Origin of the sequence: Aeromonas sp. 55A (assembly GCF_051919665.1) — a bacterium.
Classification (GTDB): domain Bacteria; phylum Pseudomonadota; class Gammaproteobacteria; order Enterobacterales; family Aeromonadaceae; genus Aeromonas; species Aeromonas veronii.
This window is the reverse complement of record NZ_JBQBEH010000008.1, coordinates 3313893-3333043: the sequence shown is the minus strand read 5'-3', so window position 1 is coordinate 3333043 and position 19151 is coordinate 3313893. Positions and strand designations below refer to the sequence as shown.

Below are 19151 nucleotides of genomic sequence, written 5' to 3'. Positions count from 1 at the left end.
TCCTTACAGCTGCTTGTCGGCTTTGGACAATTTCAGGTTGAGCAGCGCCAGCGCACCCACGATGAGGAAGATAGCTGTGGCGATGGCACTGGCCAGACCGTAGTCCTGACCACCCGATCCCTGGAACGCAATCCGGTAGGTATAACTCACCAGCAAGTCGGTGGTACCGGCCGGAGTGCTGGCGCCGATGATGTCGGGCGCACCGTTGGTCAACAACTGGATAAGCACGAAGTTGTTGAAGTTGAAAGCGAACGAGGCAATCAACAGCGGTGTCAGCGGCTTCATCAAGAGCGGCACTGTGATCTTGAAGAAGTTCTGTACCGGACCGGCACCGTCCATGGCGGACGCTTCATAGAGATCTTCCGGAATGGCTTTGAGCAGGCCCATGCAGAGGATCATCATGTAGGGGTAGCCGAGCCAGGTGTTGACAATCAGGATCATCACCTTGGCCAGGAAGGGGTTGGTATACCAGTCCGGCTTGATGCCAAACGCCGCTTCCAGGAACATGTTGATCTCACCGAAGTTCTGGTTGAACAACCCCTTGAACACCAGAATGGATATAAACGCCGGGATCGCATAGGGCAGGATCAACATGACCCGATAGAAACCGCGCCCCTTGAGCTCTTCCCACTGCACCAGACAGGCCAGCACCATGCCGATAGCCAGGGTGAAAGCGACGGAGCAGGTTGAGAAGATCACGGTCCAGATGAAGATCTGCAGGAAGGGTGACTGGATGCCCGGATCGGTGACGATGCGCGCGAAGTTCTTCCAACCGACGCTCACCACAAAGCCCGGAGCAATACCCTTGCCGACAAACTGACCCTGTTCGTCGATGTACTGATAGAAGCCGGTCTCGCCATTGGGCAGCATCAGCTCGCCATTCTGGGTATCACGCAGCAGGTTGCTGTCTTTGATCACCACGCCGGACTTGAGCACGGCACCATCCATCAGACGGGTGTAGTGCTGCTTCTGGGCGGCAAACTTGCGCAGACTGCTCAGGGTCAGGTGGGTACCGCCATCCGGCAGTACCAGATCAAGGTCACTCAGGTGAGTACGATGCTCAACAATGGCGCGGATCGGTGCGGCCTTGCTGGCCGCTTCGCCAGTGAAGGGCTGCAGCTCGACCACTTGCTGGGTGTTCTGCACACGGCCCTCGCGGGACGCCAGCTCACGGACCTTGTTGGTCATCAGGGAAACAGGTTGGCTGATAAAGGATTGATCATCCTGTGTCAGCAGCAGCTGGAACTGGCCGTTGTCGCCACCCAGCAGGGTAAAATCGAATTCACCGCCCGCCACCTTGTAGGTTTTCTTCAGGTGGTAGTCCCGCGCCTGCTCCACGGAGAGCAAGTTGGACCCCGAATAGTTGGTGAAGGCAATGCCAATGGTGTAGGCAAGAGGGAAGATGATAAACACAACCATGCCCGCAACACCCGGAAAGATGTAGCGATGGGCATAGGTCTTCTTGTTCATGAAGACATACAGACCGACGGAAACCACCACCAGATCCAGCAGCGCGAATACCCACTCGCCACTGGCGTACATCATCACGGCTGCGTAGCCGTTGAGGATGGCAACCAGGGCCGCTATGGTCCACTTAAGCCAGGTGTGCTTATCCTTCGGACCGGCATAGGACTCAACAGAAGGTACTACTTCCATGCCAATTAACCTTTATAACGCCAAGAGAGATTTGAGAGAGTGGGAGGCCATGACGGCCTCCCGGGTAGTGCGTGCTTACTGAACGATACGCTTGGCAGCGGTATCCAGAGCTTCGTCAACACCCTGACGACCGGAGGTCACGTTCTTGAGGGCAGTTTCGAAGGAAGACCAGAAACGGCTCATCTCGGGAACGGATGGCATCGGCTCGCCAGCCTGGGCGTTCAGCATGGTGGCCTTGATGTGCGGATCGGATTCCAGGGTCTTCTGGAAGGATTTCAGCGCAACGGCACCCAGCGGCTTGTCGGCGTTAACCGGCGCCAGACCGGCATCGGTCAGCAGGTAGTTTTCCAGGAACTCGATAGCCAGATCCTTGTTCGGGCTGGCGGCGTTGATGGTGGCACCCAGTACGCCAACGAAGGCTTTGGCCGGCTTGCCGTTCAGGGTCGGCAGCGGCGCTACGCCGTACTTGATGCCGCTCTTGTCCAGGTTGCTCCAGGCCCAGGGACCATTGATCATCATGGCCACTTCGCCCTTGTTGAACTTGGCGTCCATCACACCGTAGTCGATGCCTTTTTCAAGGTGACCGGACTTGATCATCTCGGAGATGTAGCCCACGCCCATCTTGGCACCTGCGTTGTTCACGCCGGTATCTTTCACGTCATAACCGGTAGCGGTTTTCTTGAAGGCGTAACCACCGTTGGCAGCCACCAGCGGATAGCTGAAGTACGGGGTGTCATAAGCCCACATGATGGCGCGCTTGCCGTTTTTCTTCAGAGTCTCGTCAATCTTGGCGATCTCTTCGAAGGTTTTCGGCGGCTCGGGCAGCAGGTCTTTGTTATAGATCAGGCTGACCGCTTCCATGGCAACCGGGTAGCCATAGGTTTTGCCATCAACAGTCATGGCATCCCATGCCAGCTGTTCAAATTTGCCTTTGGTGGCAGCGTTTGGCGTTACCGGAACCAGCAAACCGGCTTTGACCCACTCACCGTAACGGTCGTGAGCCCAGAAGAAGATGTCCGGGCCGTTGCCAGTGGCGGCGGCTTGCTGGAATTTCACTTCAACCTGATCCGGGTGAGCCACAGTAACCTTGATGCCGGTTTCTGCTTCAAACTTCTTACCCACTTCAGCCAGACCGTTGTATCCCTTGTCACCGTTGATCCAGATGGTCAGCTGGCCTTCATCGATAGCAGCAGTAGCAGAGCAAGCGACGCCAAGAGTGGCCAGACCGATCAGGGATGACAGCAATTTCTTTTTCATGAGCCTTTCCTTGTATTAGTTCCGCGCTGTAAGAGCATTGTGTGCGAGATGAATATTATCCCAAGCGGCAAACGGCTCACATGACGCAACTCGCATTTTTGAAATGCAATTACGTATTTCCTTCCAGAAAGTTTTGAAAACATTTTCTTATTTCAGGGGGTTAGCGCCATTTATTGGCATATTTCTCGCCAACACAAGAAATTAAATTACCAAATAGAAATAAAAAGACATGAATGAAAGGGTTTTCACCTCATTGAAAACCCTTTCACATGGATAATTCTGTTTAATTTGTTAACAAAGCACCGAGTTGCTTTCGCTACCCCCTGCCCCATTAAATAAAAAGACACCGCAGCGAACTGCGGTGTCTTTTTGCCAAAAATGAAGGCCGGATCACATTATGACTGGCGCAGCAGCTGATCCTTGAGATTGGGCGGCACCCCCTTGATGGTCAGGGTATCGGTCTGCGGGTCATAAAACACCCGGCTGTTCAACAGCTTCTGCTCAAAGCTCAGAGTCAGACCGCCGCCGGAGCCAACAAACTTGGTCAAACCACGCAAGGTAGAGCGATCCGCCGGGAAGCGCTCTTCCAGCTCATACTCCTGACCGATAAAGCTGTAAAAATCGAGGTCACCGTCACCAGGCAATTCTGCAGACAGCTCCTTGATTTCGATCTCTTCACCGGCACTCGCCTGTTCGGTGCAATATTTGAAGACCTGCTTTTTATAGTCATTGCGCTCGGTCGGTTCGAGCTGACGACTGTCACAATAATCTTCGACCGCCTGCAGCAAGCCTTTATTTTGTACCTTGGCATCCATGCCCTCGCGGGCACCCAGCAGATCCATAAAGAAATCGCCCAGTTTGCGACCAATGCGCCCCTTGCTGAAGGTGATATAGCGGCGCGAATCAGGTTGGGTTTTCCATTCGGTCAAATCAATGCGGGCCACCAGATTGAGTTTGCCGATATCCAGATACTGGATATGGCGCAATTCCAGCGCTTCGCTGACGGTGACGCTCTCCTTGCCCTCCAGCAGGGCAATCAGCAGATAATCGACCCCGACGTAGTTATATTTGGCAAACAGCAGCACCCCTTGCTCATCGAGGGCGTGCTCCACCAGCTGCTTGACCAGCATCTGGGTCACGGTGACCGAGAAGGGAACGAATTCGGTCTGCTCGTCGAGCAGCTGTTCGAGGGCGATACGAAACGCGGGTGAAGGCTGCTTGGGAGCATCGATGCCGTCGGCCAGCTCGGCGACGGCGGCCTCGGGGTCTGCAAAAAAGCCAAAGCCCTTGCCCCCCTTGCCATTGTAAATGCGGTGCAGCTCCGCCATCAGCCCCTGTACTGCCTCGTCAGCAGGCAGAAGCTGGCTGCGGGTATCGGCGTGAGGTTGACCATCGCCGCCCTGGCGCAAGGAGTGAAGAATGATCTTGTCGATATCGAGACTCATGTCACAAAGCCATAGTGTTAGCCGAAAGGGTGAAGTATTATAAGGCGCTTTGAACCGAGATGAACTGAAGATTATGCCTATCGTATCAAAGTACAATAACGAGCAATTTGACGCCCTGATGAACGACCTGATCACCGCGCTGGAAAAGCATAAAGCGCCGGTGGATCTCAGCCTTATGGTGCTTGGCAATCTGACCACCAATATCATCAACGGTATGGCACCGGCCCAGCGCCAGGCCATCACTGAAAAGTTTGTCCAGGCCCTGACCGCATCGGTCGATAATCGCCACGACGCACACTGAGTCCCCGACTCTGTTGATTTGACGTTTCTCAACGCAGATGGATCACTATGGTCGAAACCGGTAACCCCTATCGTGATAATGTCTCTCGCCTGATCACCTGGGGGCATTGGTTCTCCTTCTTCAACATTATTCTGGCCATGCTCATCGCCACCCGTTATCTGGGTGCCATCAGCTGGCCATCGACCACGCTTGGCGTGATCTACCTCGTTGTAAGCTGGATTGGCCACTTCTCGTTTCTGAGTTTTGTCACCTACCTGTTGACGATCTTCCCGCTCAGCTTCGTGCTGCCCAAAGAGAAACCGCTGCGGTTCATCTCGGCCATCATCGCTACCTTGGCGCTGGTGCTGTTGCTGATCGACACCCAGGTATTCCGGCTGTTCAAGTTCCACCTCAACAGTCAGGTATGGCAGTTGCTGCTGGATCAGGCGCAAACCGAAGAGGGCTCAATCTGGAGCATCATCTTCGTTGCCGTGCCCACTATCTTCCTGCTGCAACTGCTGCTGTCGGCCTATGTCTGGCGCAAGATCAACAAGCGCAAGCGCCGCCAGTACGGCAATCAGGTGGGGCTGGCCCTGCTGATCTGCTTTATTCTGACCCACGTGGTCAACAGCTGGGCGGATGCGACCCTCTATCAGCCCATCACCATGCAGAGAGCCAACTTCCCCCTCTCCTACCCCATGACGGCCCGCTCCTTCCTGGCCAAACATGGCTGGCTGGATCTGGATCAGTACGAGAAGCAGGCGGCCTCCCAGGGTGATAACAGCGACAGCCGGATGCATTACCCACTGCGCCCGCTCAACGTCAACGCCCCCCTGACTCACAACAATCTGCTGATTGTGGTGGTCGACTCATTGCGTTTTGACATGCTCAACAACATCAACATGCCCAATCTGCAGCGCTATGCGGATCAGCATCTGACGTTCCGCAATCACCTGAGTGGCGGCAACGACGACCTGATGGGTATGTTCAGCCTCTTCTACGGGTTGCCCGGTCACTACTACAAGGACATCAGCAGCGACAAGCGTCCGCCGGTGCTGTTCGACGAGATGCTGCGTCAGGATTACCAGTTCGGGCTGTTCGGCGCGATGGAAGATGCCCAGAAGTATCGCAAGAGCATCCTCGCCGGTCTGCGCAAACAGGTGTTTGTCTCCGAGCAGAGTGACGATGGCAAGCTGCTGACCGACTGGCAGCAGTGGCTGGAGAAGCGCTCTCCCGAGCGTCCCTGGTTCTCGCTGGTCTATCTCTCGAGCCCCGGCGACTACCAGTTGCCCGCCACCATGAAGGGGCCGTTCCAACCGGAGCTCGCCAACTTCAATCCGGCGACCGCCTATCGGGCGGAGAACCTGCAAAAACTGGAGAACCGCTACAAGAACTCGGTCTTCTATACCGACCAGTTGCTTGAGCAGATGCTGACCAAATTGCAGTCGCAGGGGATGGACAGCAACACCATCGTTGTCATCACCTCCAACCACGGCCAGGAGTTCAACGACACCCGCAGCAACAGCTGGGGCGCAGGCAGCAACTACTCACCCTATCAGGTGCAGGTACCGCTGGTACTGGCCTGGCCGGGGCGCGGCAGTGACATTCGGGAACAACCAAGCAGCCATTTCGATCTGGCGCCGACCCTGATGCAGGGGATGCTGGGCGTGCGCAATCCGGCGCGCGATTACAGCGTTGGCCGCTCGCTGTTTGATACCAGCCCGCGCAACTGGCTGCTGGCTGGGGATCAGAACGACTTCGCCATCTATGAAGGGGAGACCATCACCCACTTCAACAAGCAGGGTGACTTCGAACTGCTGGAACGCAACAGCTATCGCCCGATCAAGCACGGCACCCCGGATATGGGCGCCATGATCCAGGTGATGAACGAGCTGAACCGCTTCTATCGCAACCAGTGAAGCGCCCGTTGATGGCTTGCTACCATAAAAAACGCCCCGAATTCGGGGCGTTTTTCGTTGTATAGCCGGGCCACGTTCACGACTGTTAGCTACCCCACCCTTGCGGGTACTTGTAGCCGACGAAACGCTTGGCTGCATAGGCTTTGAAAGCCGCCGAGTTGTAGGCCGCCGCCACATCTTTGGCAAACGGCTGATCCGCATCTGCGCTTTTCACCACCACCCAGTTGATAAAATCGTAGCTGCGCTCCAGAAACAGTCCTTCACTGAACGGGATTCCGCTGGAGGCGGCAAAATTACCGTTGATCACCGAGAAGTCCACATCCTCCCGCGAGCGGGGCAACTGCGCGGCTTCCAGCAGTACCAGCTTGAGATTGTGCGGATTGTTCACCACATCAAACTCGCTCGCCTTGAGCGGGTTGATCCCCTCCTTGAGAGTGAGCCAACCAAGATCCTGCAGCATCAACAGCGCCCGCGCCTGATTGGTGGGATCGTTGGGAATGGCCACCGTGCTTCCCTCTTTCACCTTGTCGAGTGCTGCCAGCTTGCCGGAATAGAGTCCCATCGGACCGGTTGGCACCTGGGTAATGGGCGCAAGCGACAAGCCGCGATCTTTGGCAAAACTCTCCAGATAGGGTTTGTGCTGGAAGCAGTTCACATCCAGTGATCCATCAGCCAGAGCAATATTGGGGGTCACATAGTCGGTGAACTCCACCAGCTTGACCTTGTACCCCTTGGCCTCCAGCTGCGGCTTGATGGAATCGGTCACCATGTCGGCAAAATCCCCCACCGTGGTACCAATCACAATCTCCTGTTTGGTCGGCAAGGGCGCATCGGCGGCAACCGCGGAAAAAGAGAGGCTCCCGACCGCCATCGCGGCAATAAAGGTGCTGGCGCCAGCAGTGGCGCGCAAGGAAGCAGTCAAAGGAGAAGATAAGAAGGAACGAAACGGCATAGGGACTCCCTGTCAGGTACGCATCAAGCTATGGGACTGCGGCGGGGTGGCTCTCAGAGATTAGGCCCCTCAAACCGCAGCAATCTAGCCATCCAAACGGCTATTTTGGTTACCATAACAGAGCCATCCACCGCCGCCAAGCAATAAACCGCTGGTTCCACCTCATCACCCTTGCTGTCACCCCCGAATGCATAGCTGTACTCACGTTGGCACACACAACCATGCCGCTCACGTTCAAGAGCGCACGAGCTCCCCTCGGGATTGCCCCGAATCGAGATGGCTGCGGCGAAGGAGAGTCGCGAGAGGAGTGAATTACAGATAAAAAGATCAGTAGCGAACGGTGAGAACCATTCTCAATAAAACACATAACCAGTGTCATTGGAATACCTACCATAAACCAAATCGGATTTCTTTGAACCTCATTGCGTTTTTTGAAAATGGCTCTTTTTGAACCCCTACCACCCGTGTATAGATTTCCGTCGCACTCAGGATGGTGCGATCCAAGATGGAGTAAAAAAAATAATGAAGCAAACATCGTTAGCACTGGCGATCACAGCACTGCTGTCGACCCTGCCCAGTGCGCTCGTTCAGGCAAATGAAGGTTGTGCGCCGCTCACCGGCAAGGAGAGCGGCATGGATATCGGACGCAGCAGCACCGAGCGCTGCTTGCCTGGTACCAATCCCCTGCAGGATCAGCAGTGGTATCTGCTCAACAGCGGCCAGGATGGATTCAGCGCCCGTGGCGGTATAGCGGGCAATGATCTCAACCTCTGGTGGGCTCATCGCACCGGCGTGCTGGGCCAGGGAGTCAATGTGGCCGTGGTGGATGATGGTCTGGCCATCGCCCACCCGGATCTGGCGGAGAACGTGCGTCCGGGTTCGAAAAACGTGGTGACCGGCAGCGATGACCCGACACCGACCGATCCGGATACGGCCCACGGCACCTCGGTCTCCGGCATTATTGCGGCGGTAGACAACGCCATCGGTACCAAGGGGATAGCCCCGCGAGCCCAGCTGCAGGGATTCAACCTGCTGGATGACAACAGCCAGCAGTTGCAGAAGGATTGGCTCTACGCCCTTGGCGACAGCGATGCCAGTCGCGACAACCGGGTGTTCAACCAGAGCTACGGCATGAGTGTGGTGGATCCCCGCTCTGCCAACTCTCTGGATCAATCCCAGCTTGATCGCCTGTTTGAACAGCAGACCCTCAAGGCGCAGGGCGCGGCCTATATCAAGGCCGCCGGCAACGGCTTCAACAAGATAGCGGCGGGCGGCTATGTGCTTAACCGCACCGGCAATGGCCCCAAATTGCCGTTTGAAAACAGCAATCTCGATCCCTCCAACAGCAACTTCTGGAACCTGGTGGTAAGTGCTCTCAACGCCGATGGCGTCAGATCCTCCTACTCCAGCGTCGGCAGCAACGTCTTCCTGAGCGCCACCGGTGGCGAATATGGCACCGACTCCCCCGCCATGGTCACCACGGATCTACCCGGTTGCGACATGGGCTACAACCGTACCGATGATCCCAGTAGCAACCGGCTGCACGGCAACCTGCAACTGGATGCCAGCTGTGACTACAACGGTGTGATGAACGGCACCTCTTCGGCGACCCCGAGCACCGCTGGCGCCATGGCGCTGCTAATGTCTGCCTATCCCGATCTGTCGGTGCGGGACCAACGGGATCTGCTGGCACGCAGTGCTACCCGGGTTGATGCTGCGCATCCTCCGGTCATGGTGAGCTACACCAGCAGCACCGGAAAACGCCGTGAGGTCAAGGGACTGGAAGGGTGGGAGCGCAATGCCGCCGGCATGTGGTTCAGCCCGACTTACGGTTTTGGTCTGATTGACGTCAACAAGGCCCTTGAGCTGGCAGCCAATCACCAGCCCCTCCCCCCGCTGGTACAGCTGCCATGGCAGAAGATCAATGTCACCGGCAGTGCCGCCGCCATTGCGGATGTGGGCAACAGCCCGACCAGCTCAACAACCCGCATCGCGACACCATTGACGGTAGAAGCGGTTCAGGTGATGGTGAGTCTGGATCATCAGCGCCTGCCCGATCTGCTGATCGAACTGGTCTCCCCCGCCGGCACCCGCAGCATCCTGCTGAGCCCCTTCAACAGCCTGGTCGGCCAATCTCTCGACCAGCAGCAGCTGGGCTTTGTGCGAACCAAGGGATTGCGTGACATGCGGATGCTATCCAACAAGTTCTACGGCGAATCGGCGCAAGGCACATGGCGACTGGAAGTGACCGACGTTGCCAACGGTACTCGTCAGGTCTCTCTGCTCAATCGCGAGACCCGTGAGCGTACCACCCTGACCGAGCGCAACAATCGCCAACCGGGCAAGCTGATCTCATGGTCCCTGCGGGTCCTGGGTCACGATGCCAACCGCAGCTAACACGCTAGGAGTATTACCATGAACAAACCTGTTACCTTGCTTCTGGCAACCCTGCTGGCCCCCCTCTCGGGACAGCTCTGCGCCCAAGAGTCCGTCACCATGGATGGCAAGCAGTACAGCACCATAGAGGTGAACGGCCAGACCTACCTCATTCCCGACAACGGCAGCAAGAAGCGGGTCGCCCGCAGCCTTGACAGCAAGGTCCCGCAACAGACCCTGCGCCGCGGTGACGTGTTGATGCAAGGGGCCGCCAGCCCGGAGCTGACTGTAAGCGGCACCCTGCTGGTGGAAGCTGACGATGCCAGCGCCAAGGCGCTGGCGACTCGCCACGGCCTGAACTTCAAACAGAGCAGCGGCGGCATCGCCCTGCTGGAAGCCAAGCCGGGCACCGATCTGAACGCCGTCGCCACGGCGCTCAAGCAGGAGGGGGTCAAGGTGCAGATTGAACTCGCCGGGGCCCTCAAACAGCCCAAGTGAGCCGTCCCGGGCCATTGCCCGGGCATATCAGCTGATCTTCGAGGGGGCCGCCGGCCCCCTCGCGTGTTGATCGCAGCCATCCTCATTGGCCGTCAGGCCATCCGTTTTCCCTCCTTCTCCCCTGCCCTTTCCCCTCTTGCCACCCCCACCTTTGCTTTGGCACCGCCTTTCGATGCGACCTTGCTCACAACTCGGCCCCCTTGCTCCCGCCGGCACATTTCTCGCTCCCCCGGGGCAAGGCAGCCATCGCCCGGCTTGTTAACCTGCCTGCAGCCAAACGCCGGACCACCGGCCCGTTCGGCCTTCCTTGCGATATCCAATGGCAGCCGCCAGCAGAGCGGCCCAGCCCGGGCGGATGCCTTGCGCCCGGTGTCGATATCTCCTTTGTATTTTTATTCAGACAGTTACGAGGACGTCTTCATGCCTATCACCACAAAATTGAAAGCGGTTTCACTGGGTGTCAGCCTGGCGCTGGCCGGCCTGCTGGTCGGTTGCAACCAGAATGACTCGGATCCCCTGGTCAAGGACGATGCCTATTACCGCGGCCAGGCCGAGGCCATGGTGGCCAAGCTGACCCTGAGCGAGAAGCTGGACCTGCTCTCCGGCCCCGGTTACGGCAGTGCCAACGGCGCCATCAACGTCAAACAGGACGTGCCCGGCGTGGCGGGTTACATCAACGGCGTACTGCGCAGCGCGGACGGCATCGACATTCCGGCCCTCAAACTGGCGGACGGGCCGGCCGGGGTGCGGATCAACGCCAACCGCGACGGTGACAGCGCCAGCTACTACGCCACCGCCTGGCCCATCGGCTCGCTGCTCGCCTCCAGCTGGGACGTCAAGCTGGTCAAGGCCGTCGGCGAGGCCATGGGGGACGAGGTGCGCCAGTACGGGGTCGACATCCTGCTGGCTCCGGGCATGAACATCCAGCGCAACCCGCTCAATGGCCGCAACTTCGAGTACTACTCGGAAGATCCCCTGCTGACCGGCAAAATCGGCGCCGCCATGGTCAACGGGGTGGAGAGCAACGGGGTGGGCACCACCATCAAGCACTACTTCGGCAACAACTCAGAGACCAACCGCAACCAGATCAACGACATCGGCGAACCGAGAACCTTCCGCGAGATCTATCTGCGCGGCTTCCAAATAGCGGTGGACGAGGCCCAGCCCTGGGCGGTGATGACCTCCTACAACAAGGTCAACGGCACCTATGTCAACGAGCGCAGGGATGCGGTGACCGACCTGCTGCGCGGCGAGTGGAAGTTCGACGGCCTGGTGATGTCCGACTGGTTTGCTGGCGATGTGGCCAACAATGCCTACAAGCAGGTGCTGGCGGGGCAGGATTTGATCGAGCCGGGGAACGTCAAGGAGCAGTTGCAGCAATCCATCGAGCACGGCGATCTCGACGAGGCCAAGGTGAACGAGGCCGTCATCCACATCCTGACCCAGGTGATGAAGAGCCCCTCCTACAGTCAGTTGGCCATCAGCAACAACCCGGATCTGACCGCCCATGCCAAACTGGCCCGTCAGGCCGGCGCCGAGAGCATGGTGCTGCTGCGCAACGAGGCCGCGGCCCTGCCGCTGGCGGCAAGCAGCACCCTGGCCAGCTTCGGCATCAATCAGATCAACACCTACAAGGGCGGCACCGGCAGCGGGGATGTGAACGCCGCCAGCACCACCACCATCGCGCAGGGACTGGCGGCACGCTTCCCGGTCAACGAGGCGTTGCAGAGCTACTACCGCGATTTTTACGAGAACAACAAGGTCTATCACGAGGGGCAATTTGGCGCCAAGGGCTACTACACCTGCGCCGAGGCGCCAATCAGCGGCGAGCTGGCGGCGCTGATCGCCAATGCGGCTGCCACCCAGCAAGCCGCCGTCATCAGTATCGGCCGCCAGGCCGGGGAAGGAGCGGATCGCAGCAGCGGCAAGGGGGACTATCTGCTCGGCGATGACGAGCGCGCTCTCATCGACGCGGTGAGCAGCGCCTTCCACGCCCAGGGTAAGAAGGTGGTAGTGGTGCTTAACGTCAACGGCGTCATCGACACCGCCCAGTGGAGCGACAAGGTGGATGGCATCCTGCTGGCCTACATGGCTGGCCAGGAGACCGGTCACGCGGTGGCGGACGTGCTCTCCGGCGCGGTCAACCCGAGCGGCAAACTGGCCCAGAGCTTCCCGCACAGCTACGCCAGCGTTCCCTCCGCCGGCACCTTCCCGGGCGAAGACACCAACGGGGACGGCGAACCGGACGATCTCTACTACAACGAAGGGATCTACGTGGGCTATCGCTACTACAGCACCTTCGAGCAGGCGGTCTCCTACCCGTTCGGCTTCGGCCTCTCCTACACCAGCTTCAGCTACACCAGCCCCGCCATCGCCAACAATACCCTGGCCGATGGTGCAACCGGCAGCCTGGTGCTGACCGCCACCATCACCAATACCGGCGCCATGGCAGGCAAGGAGGCGGCCCAGGTCTATGTGACCGCCCCCGAGGTCAAGCTGAAGAAACCGCTCATCGAGCTCAAGGCCTTTGCCAAGACGGCGCAGCTGGCACCGGGGGCCAGCGAACAGCTGAGCTTCACCATTCCGGCCAGCATCCTCGCCAGCTTCGATGAGGCCAGCAACCAGTGGATCGTGGAGCCGGGCCGCTACAGCGCCTACATCAGCCCCTCATCGGATGTCTCCGCCAGCACGCCGGTCAGCTTCACGGTGAGCAAGGAGATCGTGGTGAGCAACACCACGCCGGGGGCACTGGCACTGCCGACCGGGGTGGATCCCGCCAGCGTCACCACCATCACCCGCTAACAAAGGCAGGCACGGCCGGGCCCCCAGCCCGGCCTTGCCCGACAATGGCCCAGCAATGACCCGACCACGGGACCGGCCTTGCGCCGGTCCCGTTTTTATTGGCAGGAGTTGCGATAGGCCAGCGGCGTCATCCGGGTGTTGGCCTTGAAGAAGCGGTTGAAGGCGCTCTGGGACGAGAAGCCGACCCGATCGCTGATGTTCTGTAGCGGTTGATCACCCTCCCCCAGCAAGCGGCAGGCTTCGCTCACCCTCGCCTCCCTGAGCAGGGTGGAGAAGCTGCGTCCCTCCCCCTGCAATTTGCGATTCAGGGTCCAGCGGCTGACATTCATGGCCGTGCACACCTCCTTGAGCAGGCTCTCGTCGCTCTCCAGCCCCCCTTCCCGGATCTTGTGGCGGATCCGCTCCCCCACCAGACAGGCAAAGGGGGCCCGCTCGGCGATGTCGGCACAGATCTGCGCCAGCTGAGCCAATTGCAGATGACCCAGCGGCTCGTTGTAGCACTGGCTGGGACAGTCGAGCTGGGCGTTGTCGATGGTAAGGGTGTTTTCCTCCTGCTCCCAGCGGCAGCGGGTGGCGAAGAACTGGTCCAGCAACTGATGGCGCGGTGGCGGCCGCCCCGTGAAGCCCACCGAGACCCGGGGATCCGCCAGATAGACTCGCAAAATTCGGTAGAGCATGATGAAGTTGGGGATAGCCTGACTCGCCCCCAGGCTGGCGGGCCCCTGATTGACATACAGGTATTGGCTGGCCTGCGCCCCCCGCAGCACCCGCAGCTCGTCACAACTGCCGATGATGGGGCGATAGGCCAGCAGCACCTCAAGCGCAGCCCGCGGCGAGGGCTGATTCAGGCACAGGCTGATAAGGGGTGGATAGTGCTGGTAGAGCTGCCCGATGTCGTAGGAGAGAATGGTTTCGTGAAAACTGGCCAGATAGGGCTGCATCAGTTGCAGCATCCGGTAGTGGCTGTGGGCCGGCAACCGTCCCTGTTCCCGCTCGATGTCGAACGACGTGAGACCGCCCGCCATCAGAATGGCTTCGGGATCACCCCCCTGCTGCTGGCAGGCTCCCAGCATTCGTCTGATCACCTGGTTTGATACGCTCTGTGACATCCGCCGTCCAGGCCTCCGTGCTGACAAGAAATTGCTCGTGATCTCCACTTTATCGACTACTGATCCACCTCCCATCGAACAGGGTTAGGAGACCAGGGACCATTATGGGGCGGTCACAGGACGAGCAGATGTAACGGAGTGTAAAAGCACGGGCCAGCACGCATATTTACTCCCTATCGTCAGCCTCACCCATTATGAGAGAGGCAGTCCGGCAGGAATCGGACAAGAGCAGCGATAGTCAACCAGTCGCCCACCGCGATAGGGAAGAGAATCACCCATATCAGGAGGCATACGACGAGCCGACCGGGTTTCACACGGAGTCGGCCCCATCCATCTGTTGAGCTGCATGGATCAGATGTGCCCGTTCATTATTCAGAGGCGGGCGGCAGAGTTGGAAAAACTGGCGGGGTTGTGTGGATTAGCGACACGAAGCTCACTGTGACATGGAGCCAAGCCACGGGAGTGGGTGTGAAAAAGCAGATAAAAACAATGCCAGTCAGGCTTTACTGACTGGCATTAGCCTCATACCGAGGTGTTTTATCACCGGGTAATCGCCATCTCCATTCAGGAGGGCTGTTCGCCTTTGCTCTGGGCACCCGGCGGCAAGGGTTTGCGCGCCATCAACTCCAGCTCCAGCAGCGCATAGCGGTGCTCGATGAAATCATAGACGTTGTTAGATAAGGCCAGCTTGAAGTAACTGATGGCCTCCTTGCGGTTGCCTTTGCCCAGCTCGAACTTGCCCAGATAGAAGTAGGTTTCACACAGGCGCTCGGCAAGCTCCCGGTTATCCTTCACCCCTTTCACCACGTTGCCCATCAGCTGGGAAGCGTTGATCTCGCCGGTATAGAGGCGAACCAGATCCCAGTTCCAGGCATCGTCATCGTACTTGTTGAGACGCTCGCGCATCCGGCTCATTGCGGCCGACGGGTCGAGTTTCTGCTCGGCCAGATAGAGCCAGATCACCCGATAGGGATCTTCCGGCTGCGCCTCGTAGAAACGCTTCATATCGGCCGCGGCCAGCTCGGGACGGTTACCGTAATAGAGGGCGATGCCACGGTTGAGATAGGCATAGTCATAGTCCGGCGCCAGTTCGAGGGCGGAATCGAAGGCATCATAGGCTTCGTCGTAATTCTGCTGCTGTACCAGATAGACGCCGATGAAGTTGTAGGCTTCGGCGAAATCCGGTTTCTCCCGCAGGGCACGGTTGAAATCGAGCCGCGCGAGGGAACGCAGACCAACCCGATCAAACACCACGGCACGCTCATAGAACAACTCTGCCCGTTGCTCGGTGGTCAGTTCCATTTCACTGAGCATCTGCCCGAGTCGGGCGAGCGCCAGCTCACTCTGGTAGGAGACCTGCAGGGGGGTCGCCAACACCAGTGAAGCAGGCTGCGGCTTGGGAACCTTGGGGGTGTTAACCTGACTGCTACTGCTGCAACCCCACATGGGAAGCAACAACAGGATACCGAGGAGGTATCCAATCCCTTTCCTGACGTTCAATGAACACTCCGACGCTTACGCTTGACCCCGCATATGGTAAAGGTCAGCAGCTGCTTTGTCATGTAGCTGTGCCCCTCTACCTCAAATAAATCAGGATTCGACAGGGTATCCGGCATCGCACCAACCGCGAAACCCGCCGTCGACGCTGATCACCTTGCGATAACCCATCTGTTGCAGGTTGTCCGCCGCCAGAATTGAGCGAAAACCACCACCACAATAGAGGTAGAGCTCGGTCTCGAGATCCGGGAACTGGGTCTCGATATCCCGCTCAATCACGCCACGACCCAGATATCGGGCACCGGGCAGATGGCCTTTGGCCCACTCGCTCTCTTCCCGCACGTCGATCAGGTGAAACGTGCGCCCTTCATCCTGCCAGCGCTTGATCTGGTGAACATCGGTTTCGGTGATGCGGGAGCGGATCCCGTCAACCAGCGCCAAAAAACGGGGATTGTGATGCATGACAAACTCCTGTTGTTTAAATCATGTGCGTCAGCAAACGACACGCAGAGATAAGAAAAGAGCGCCATGAGGCGCTCTTCACTGTTACGGCAGGATTTCCTGTTGGTCCGCACCCTCTTTCTCTACCTGGGTTGGCAGCATGTGCTCGCGCTTGACGCCGAGGAACATGGCAAACGCACTCGCCACATAGATGGAGGAGTAGGTACCGAACGCCACACCGATCACCATGGCCACGGCAAAACCGTGGATCAGCGCACCGCCCTTGAGCAGCAGCGCCAGCACCACGATAAAGGTAAGGCCGGAGGTGATGATGGTACGACTCAGGGTCTCGGTCATGGAGAGATCCAGAATGTACTCGGTATCCCCTTTACGCACCTTGCGGAAGTTCTCCCGCAAGCGGTCGAACACCACGATAGTATCGTTCAGGGAGTAACCCACCAGGGTCATCAGCGCCGCCAGTACGGTCAGGTCGAACTCGTACTGGAAGTAGGCAAAGACACCCAGCGTGATCACCACGTCGTGCACCAGGGAGAGAATGCCCCCCAGCGCCAGACGCCATTCGAAACGCACTGCCACGTAGGCCAGGATACAGAGGATGGAGGCCAGCATGGCCAGCGCACCGTCTGTCGCCAGTTCATCACCCACGGAAGGGCCGACGAACTCGACGCGTTTGAGCACTGCGCCCTCGTCGAGCTGCTTGGCCGCCGCCAGCACTTCGTTACCCTGTTGTTCTACCTTGACCCCCTCTTTCGGGGTCAGGCGGAACAGCACGTCACGGCTGGAGCCAAAGTGTTGCAGGGTTGCCCCTTCAATCTTCTGCTCTTCCAGAGCGTCATGGATCTTGTCCAGGCTCACCGACTGCTGGAACCCCACCTCGATAGTGGTACCACCGGTAAAGTCCAGACCCCAGTTCAGTCCCCGATCAAACAGGAAGAACAGGGCTACCACCATCAGCACGGAAGAGAAAACCACACCCGGCTTGGCATAGCGCATAAACGGGATCGGTTTTTCAAAATGTAGAATCTGAAACATCTCTCTATCCTCAGATGGGCAGCTTGTCGATACGCCGTCCACCCCAAGCCAGGTTGATAATGGCACGGGAAACTGTGATGGCAGTAAACATGGAGGCGGTCAGACCAATGCCCAGCGTCAGGGCAAAGCCCTTGATGGCGCCAGTACCGATACCGAACAGGATCACGCAGGTGATCAGCGAGGTCACGTTGGAGTCGGCGATGGTGGAGAATGCCCGATCAAAGCCCAGATGGATGGCTTGCTGAACACCACGACCGTTGCGGATCTCTTCACGAATACGCTCGTAGATCAGCACGTTGGCATCCACCGCCATACCCAGCGTCAGGACGATACCGGCGATACCCGGCAGGGTCATGGTGGCACCAGGGATCATCGACATGATGCCGACAATCAACACCAGGTTCATACAGAGCGCCAGGTTGGCAACCCAGCCGAACGCGCGGTAGTAGATCCCCATGAACAGCACGATCACCAGCATGGCCCAGCCGATGGCTTCCATACCGCTGTCGATGTTCTGTTGACCCAGGCTCGGGCCAATAGTGCGCTCTTCCACGATCTGGATCGGGGCGATCAGGGCACCGGCACGCAGCAGCAGCGCCAGGTTGTGGGCTTCGTTGGCATTGTCGATACCTGTGATACGGAACTGGCTGCCAAGACGCGACTGGATGGTGGCGACGTTGATCACCTCCTCCTGCTTGCGGAACTTGCGCTTGCCATCCGGACCCGGTTGACCGACCGGCTTGTACTCGATGAAGACGGTCGCCATCCCTTTACCCACGTTGTCCTTGGTAAAGTTGGCCATCTTGTTGCCACCCTGGCCATCCAGCTTGATGTTGACCTGGGGACGGCTGTACTCGTCGAAACCGGACTGGGCACCCACGATGTGGTCACCGGTCAGGATCACCCGCTTTTGCAGCACCACAGGGCGACCGTTGCGATCGTTGTAGACCTTGGAGCTGGGCGGGACACGGCCGTCTGCCGCAGCCTGGATGTCGGCAGTCTCATCGACCATGTGGAATTCCAGGGTCGCGGTTGCACCCAGGATCTCCTTGGCGCGGGCGGTATCCTGAATACCGGGCAGTTCAACGACAATGCGCTCGGCGCCTTGCTGTTGTACCAGCGGCTCGGCCACGCCCAGTTCGTTGACCCGGTTACGGATGATGGTGATGTTTTGCTCGAGGGCGTACTTCTTCACTTCCTTGATCTTGGCTTCGCTCAGACCAGCCAGCAGGATGAACTCATCCCCTTTCTGCTCGGTAGTGAAAGTCAAATCAGGGTTCTGACGACGCAGATGAGAAACGGCGCGTTCCTGATCGGCTTCGTCACGGAAGATCACCTGCACCTGATCACCGACCCGGCGTACGCCGGAGTAACGGATCTTCTGGGTGCGCAGCTCGGAGCGGAAATCCTGCACCATCTGCTCTTGCTGCTTGGTCAGTGCTTCGGCCATGTCCACTTCCATCAGGAAGTGCACACCACCGCGCAGATCAAGACCCAGCTTCAGAGGCGCCGCACCGATGGCTTCGAGCCAGGCGGGAGTGGAAGGTGCCAGGTTGAGTGCGGTAATGAAGTTGTCGCCCAGCTTGTTGGCAACGATATCGCGCGCCTTCAGCTGGTCTTCGGTGTTCTTGAAACGGATCAGGATAAAACCGTGCTCGAATGCAGCATGTTTGACCGGGATCTTGGCCGCTTCAAGGGTCTCTTTCACCAGATCAAGAGTATCTAGCTTGACTTCGGCACCACGGCTGGCAGAAACCTGCAAAGCCGGATCTTCGCCGTAAAGATTGGGGGCTGCATATAGAAAACCGATGGCGATCACCAGGATCACCATCAGGTATTTCCACAGCGGATAGCGATTCAACACGC

The 19151-nt window shown here is 58.4% G+C and carries 14 protein-coding genes; 5 read left to right on the top strand and 9 right to left on the bottom strand.

Features of this window, described 5'->3' with window-relative positions; genetic code table 11:
• Positions 1 to 3 precede the first annotated feature (3 nt).
• The 3 genes from malF to yejK all read right to left on the bottom strand — a co-directional run bounded on the left by malF (position 4) and on the right by yejK (position 4358).
• Positions 4 to 1656, bottom strand: a complete 1653-nt coding sequence (malF, locus tag ACTG2G_RS19400) for a maltose ABC transporter permease MalF (protein WP_236285403.1) — start codon at positions 1654 to 1656, stop codon at positions 4 to 6.
• 75 nt (positions 1657 to 1731) lie between these two features.
• On the bottom strand, positions 1732 to 2913 hold the full coding sequence (gene malE, locus ACTG2G_RS19395; protein ID WP_005333871.1) for a maltose/maltodextrin ABC transporter substrate-binding protein MalE: 1182 nt from the start codon (positions 2911 to 2913) through the stop codon (positions 1732 to 1734).
• Between the two features lie 395 nt (positions 2914 to 3308).
• Entirely contained in the window at positions 3309 to 4358 is a 1050-nt protein-coding gene (gene yejK / locus ACTG2G_RS19390; protein WP_439985767.1) for a nucleoid-associated protein YejK, read from the bottom strand.
• A gap of 73 nt (positions 4359 to 4431) precedes the next feature.
• Between yejK and ACTG2G_RS19385 the strand changes: the two genes are divergently transcribed.
• Complete coding sequence (locus ACTG2G_RS19385) at positions 4432 to 4659, top strand: YejL family protein (RefSeq protein WP_005333874.1); 228 nt, start codon at positions 4432 to 4434, stop codon at positions 4657 to 4659.
• Positions 4660 to 4706: 47 nt separating this feature from the next.
• Positions 4707 to 6557 carry a DUF3413 domain-containing protein gene (locus ACTG2G_RS19380; RefSeq protein WP_439985766.1) on the top strand — a complete coding sequence of 617 codons (1851 nt, stop codon included), beginning with the start codon at positions 4707 to 4709 and terminating at the stop codon, positions 6555 to 6557.
• An 85-nt stretch (positions 6558 to 6642) separates the two neighbouring features.
• Here ACTG2G_RS19380 and ACTG2G_RS19375 read toward each other — a convergent pair whose 3' ends face one another.
• Positions 6643 to 7428: a MetQ/NlpA family ABC transporter substrate-binding protein gene (locus ACTG2G_RS19375; RefSeq protein WP_439985917.1), complete on the bottom strand. Its 786-nt coding sequence runs from the start codon at positions 7426 to 7428 to the stop codon at positions 6643 to 6645.
• A 603-nt stretch (positions 7429 to 8031) separates the two neighbouring features.
• Here ACTG2G_RS19375 and asp point away from each other — a divergent pair.
• The 3 genes from asp to ACTG2G_RS19360 all read left to right on the top strand — a co-directional run bounded on the left by asp (position 8032) and on the right by ACTG2G_RS19360 (position 13185).
• Positions 8032 to 9906, top strand: a complete 1875-nt coding sequence (gene asp / locus ACTG2G_RS19370) for a serine protease Asp (protein WP_439985765.1) — start codon at positions 8032 to 8034, stop codon at positions 9904 to 9906.
• 18 nt (positions 9907 to 9924) lie between these two features.
• Positions 9925 to 10383, top strand: coding sequence for a serine protease chaperone (locus tag ACTG2G_RS19365; RefSeq protein ID WP_421387382.1), 459 nt, complete (start codon positions 9925 to 9927; stop codon positions 10381 to 10383).
• A gap of 420 nt (positions 10384 to 10803) precedes the next feature.
• Positions 10804 to 13185 (top strand): beta-glucosidase, encoded by a 2382-nt coding sequence (locus ACTG2G_RS19360; RefSeq protein ID WP_421173002.1) that lies wholly within the window; start codon positions 10804 to 10806, stop codon positions 13183 to 13185.
• Positions 13186 to 13280: 95 nt separating this feature from the next.
• Here the strand turns inward: ACTG2G_RS19360 and ACTG2G_RS19355 are convergent, their stop codons facing one another.
• From ACTG2G_RS19355 to secD, 5 genes are all read right to left on the bottom strand, one after another.
• Entirely contained in the window at positions 13281 to 14258 is a 978-nt protein-coding gene (locus ACTG2G_RS19355; protein WP_421387379.1) for an AraC family transcriptional regulator, read from the bottom strand.
• Positions 14259 to 14858: 600 nt separating this feature from the next.
• On the bottom strand, positions 14859 to 15794 hold the full coding sequence (nlpI, locus tag ACTG2G_RS19350; protein ID WP_421387378.1) for a lipoprotein NlpI: 936 nt from the start codon (positions 15792 to 15794) through the stop codon (positions 14859 to 14861).
• Between the two features lie 90 nt (positions 15795 to 15884).
• Complete coding sequence (locus tag ACTG2G_RS19345; protein ID WP_019446086.1) at positions 15885 to 16253, bottom strand: rhodanese-like domain-containing protein; 369 nt, start codon at positions 16251 to 16253, stop codon at positions 15885 to 15887.
• Between the two features lie 84 nt (positions 16254 to 16337).
• Entirely contained in the window at positions 16338 to 17285 is a 948-nt protein-coding gene (gene secF / locus ACTG2G_RS19340; RefSeq protein WP_005337322.1) for a protein translocase subunit SecF, read from the bottom strand.
• Between the two features lie 10 nt (positions 17286 to 17295).
• Positions 17296 to 19149: a protein translocase subunit SecD gene (gene secD, locus ACTG2G_RS19335; protein WP_005337324.1), complete on the bottom strand. Its 1854-nt coding sequence runs from the start codon at positions 19147 to 19149 to the stop codon at positions 17296 to 17298.
• Between the last annotated feature and the right edge of the window lie 2 nt (positions 19150 to 19151).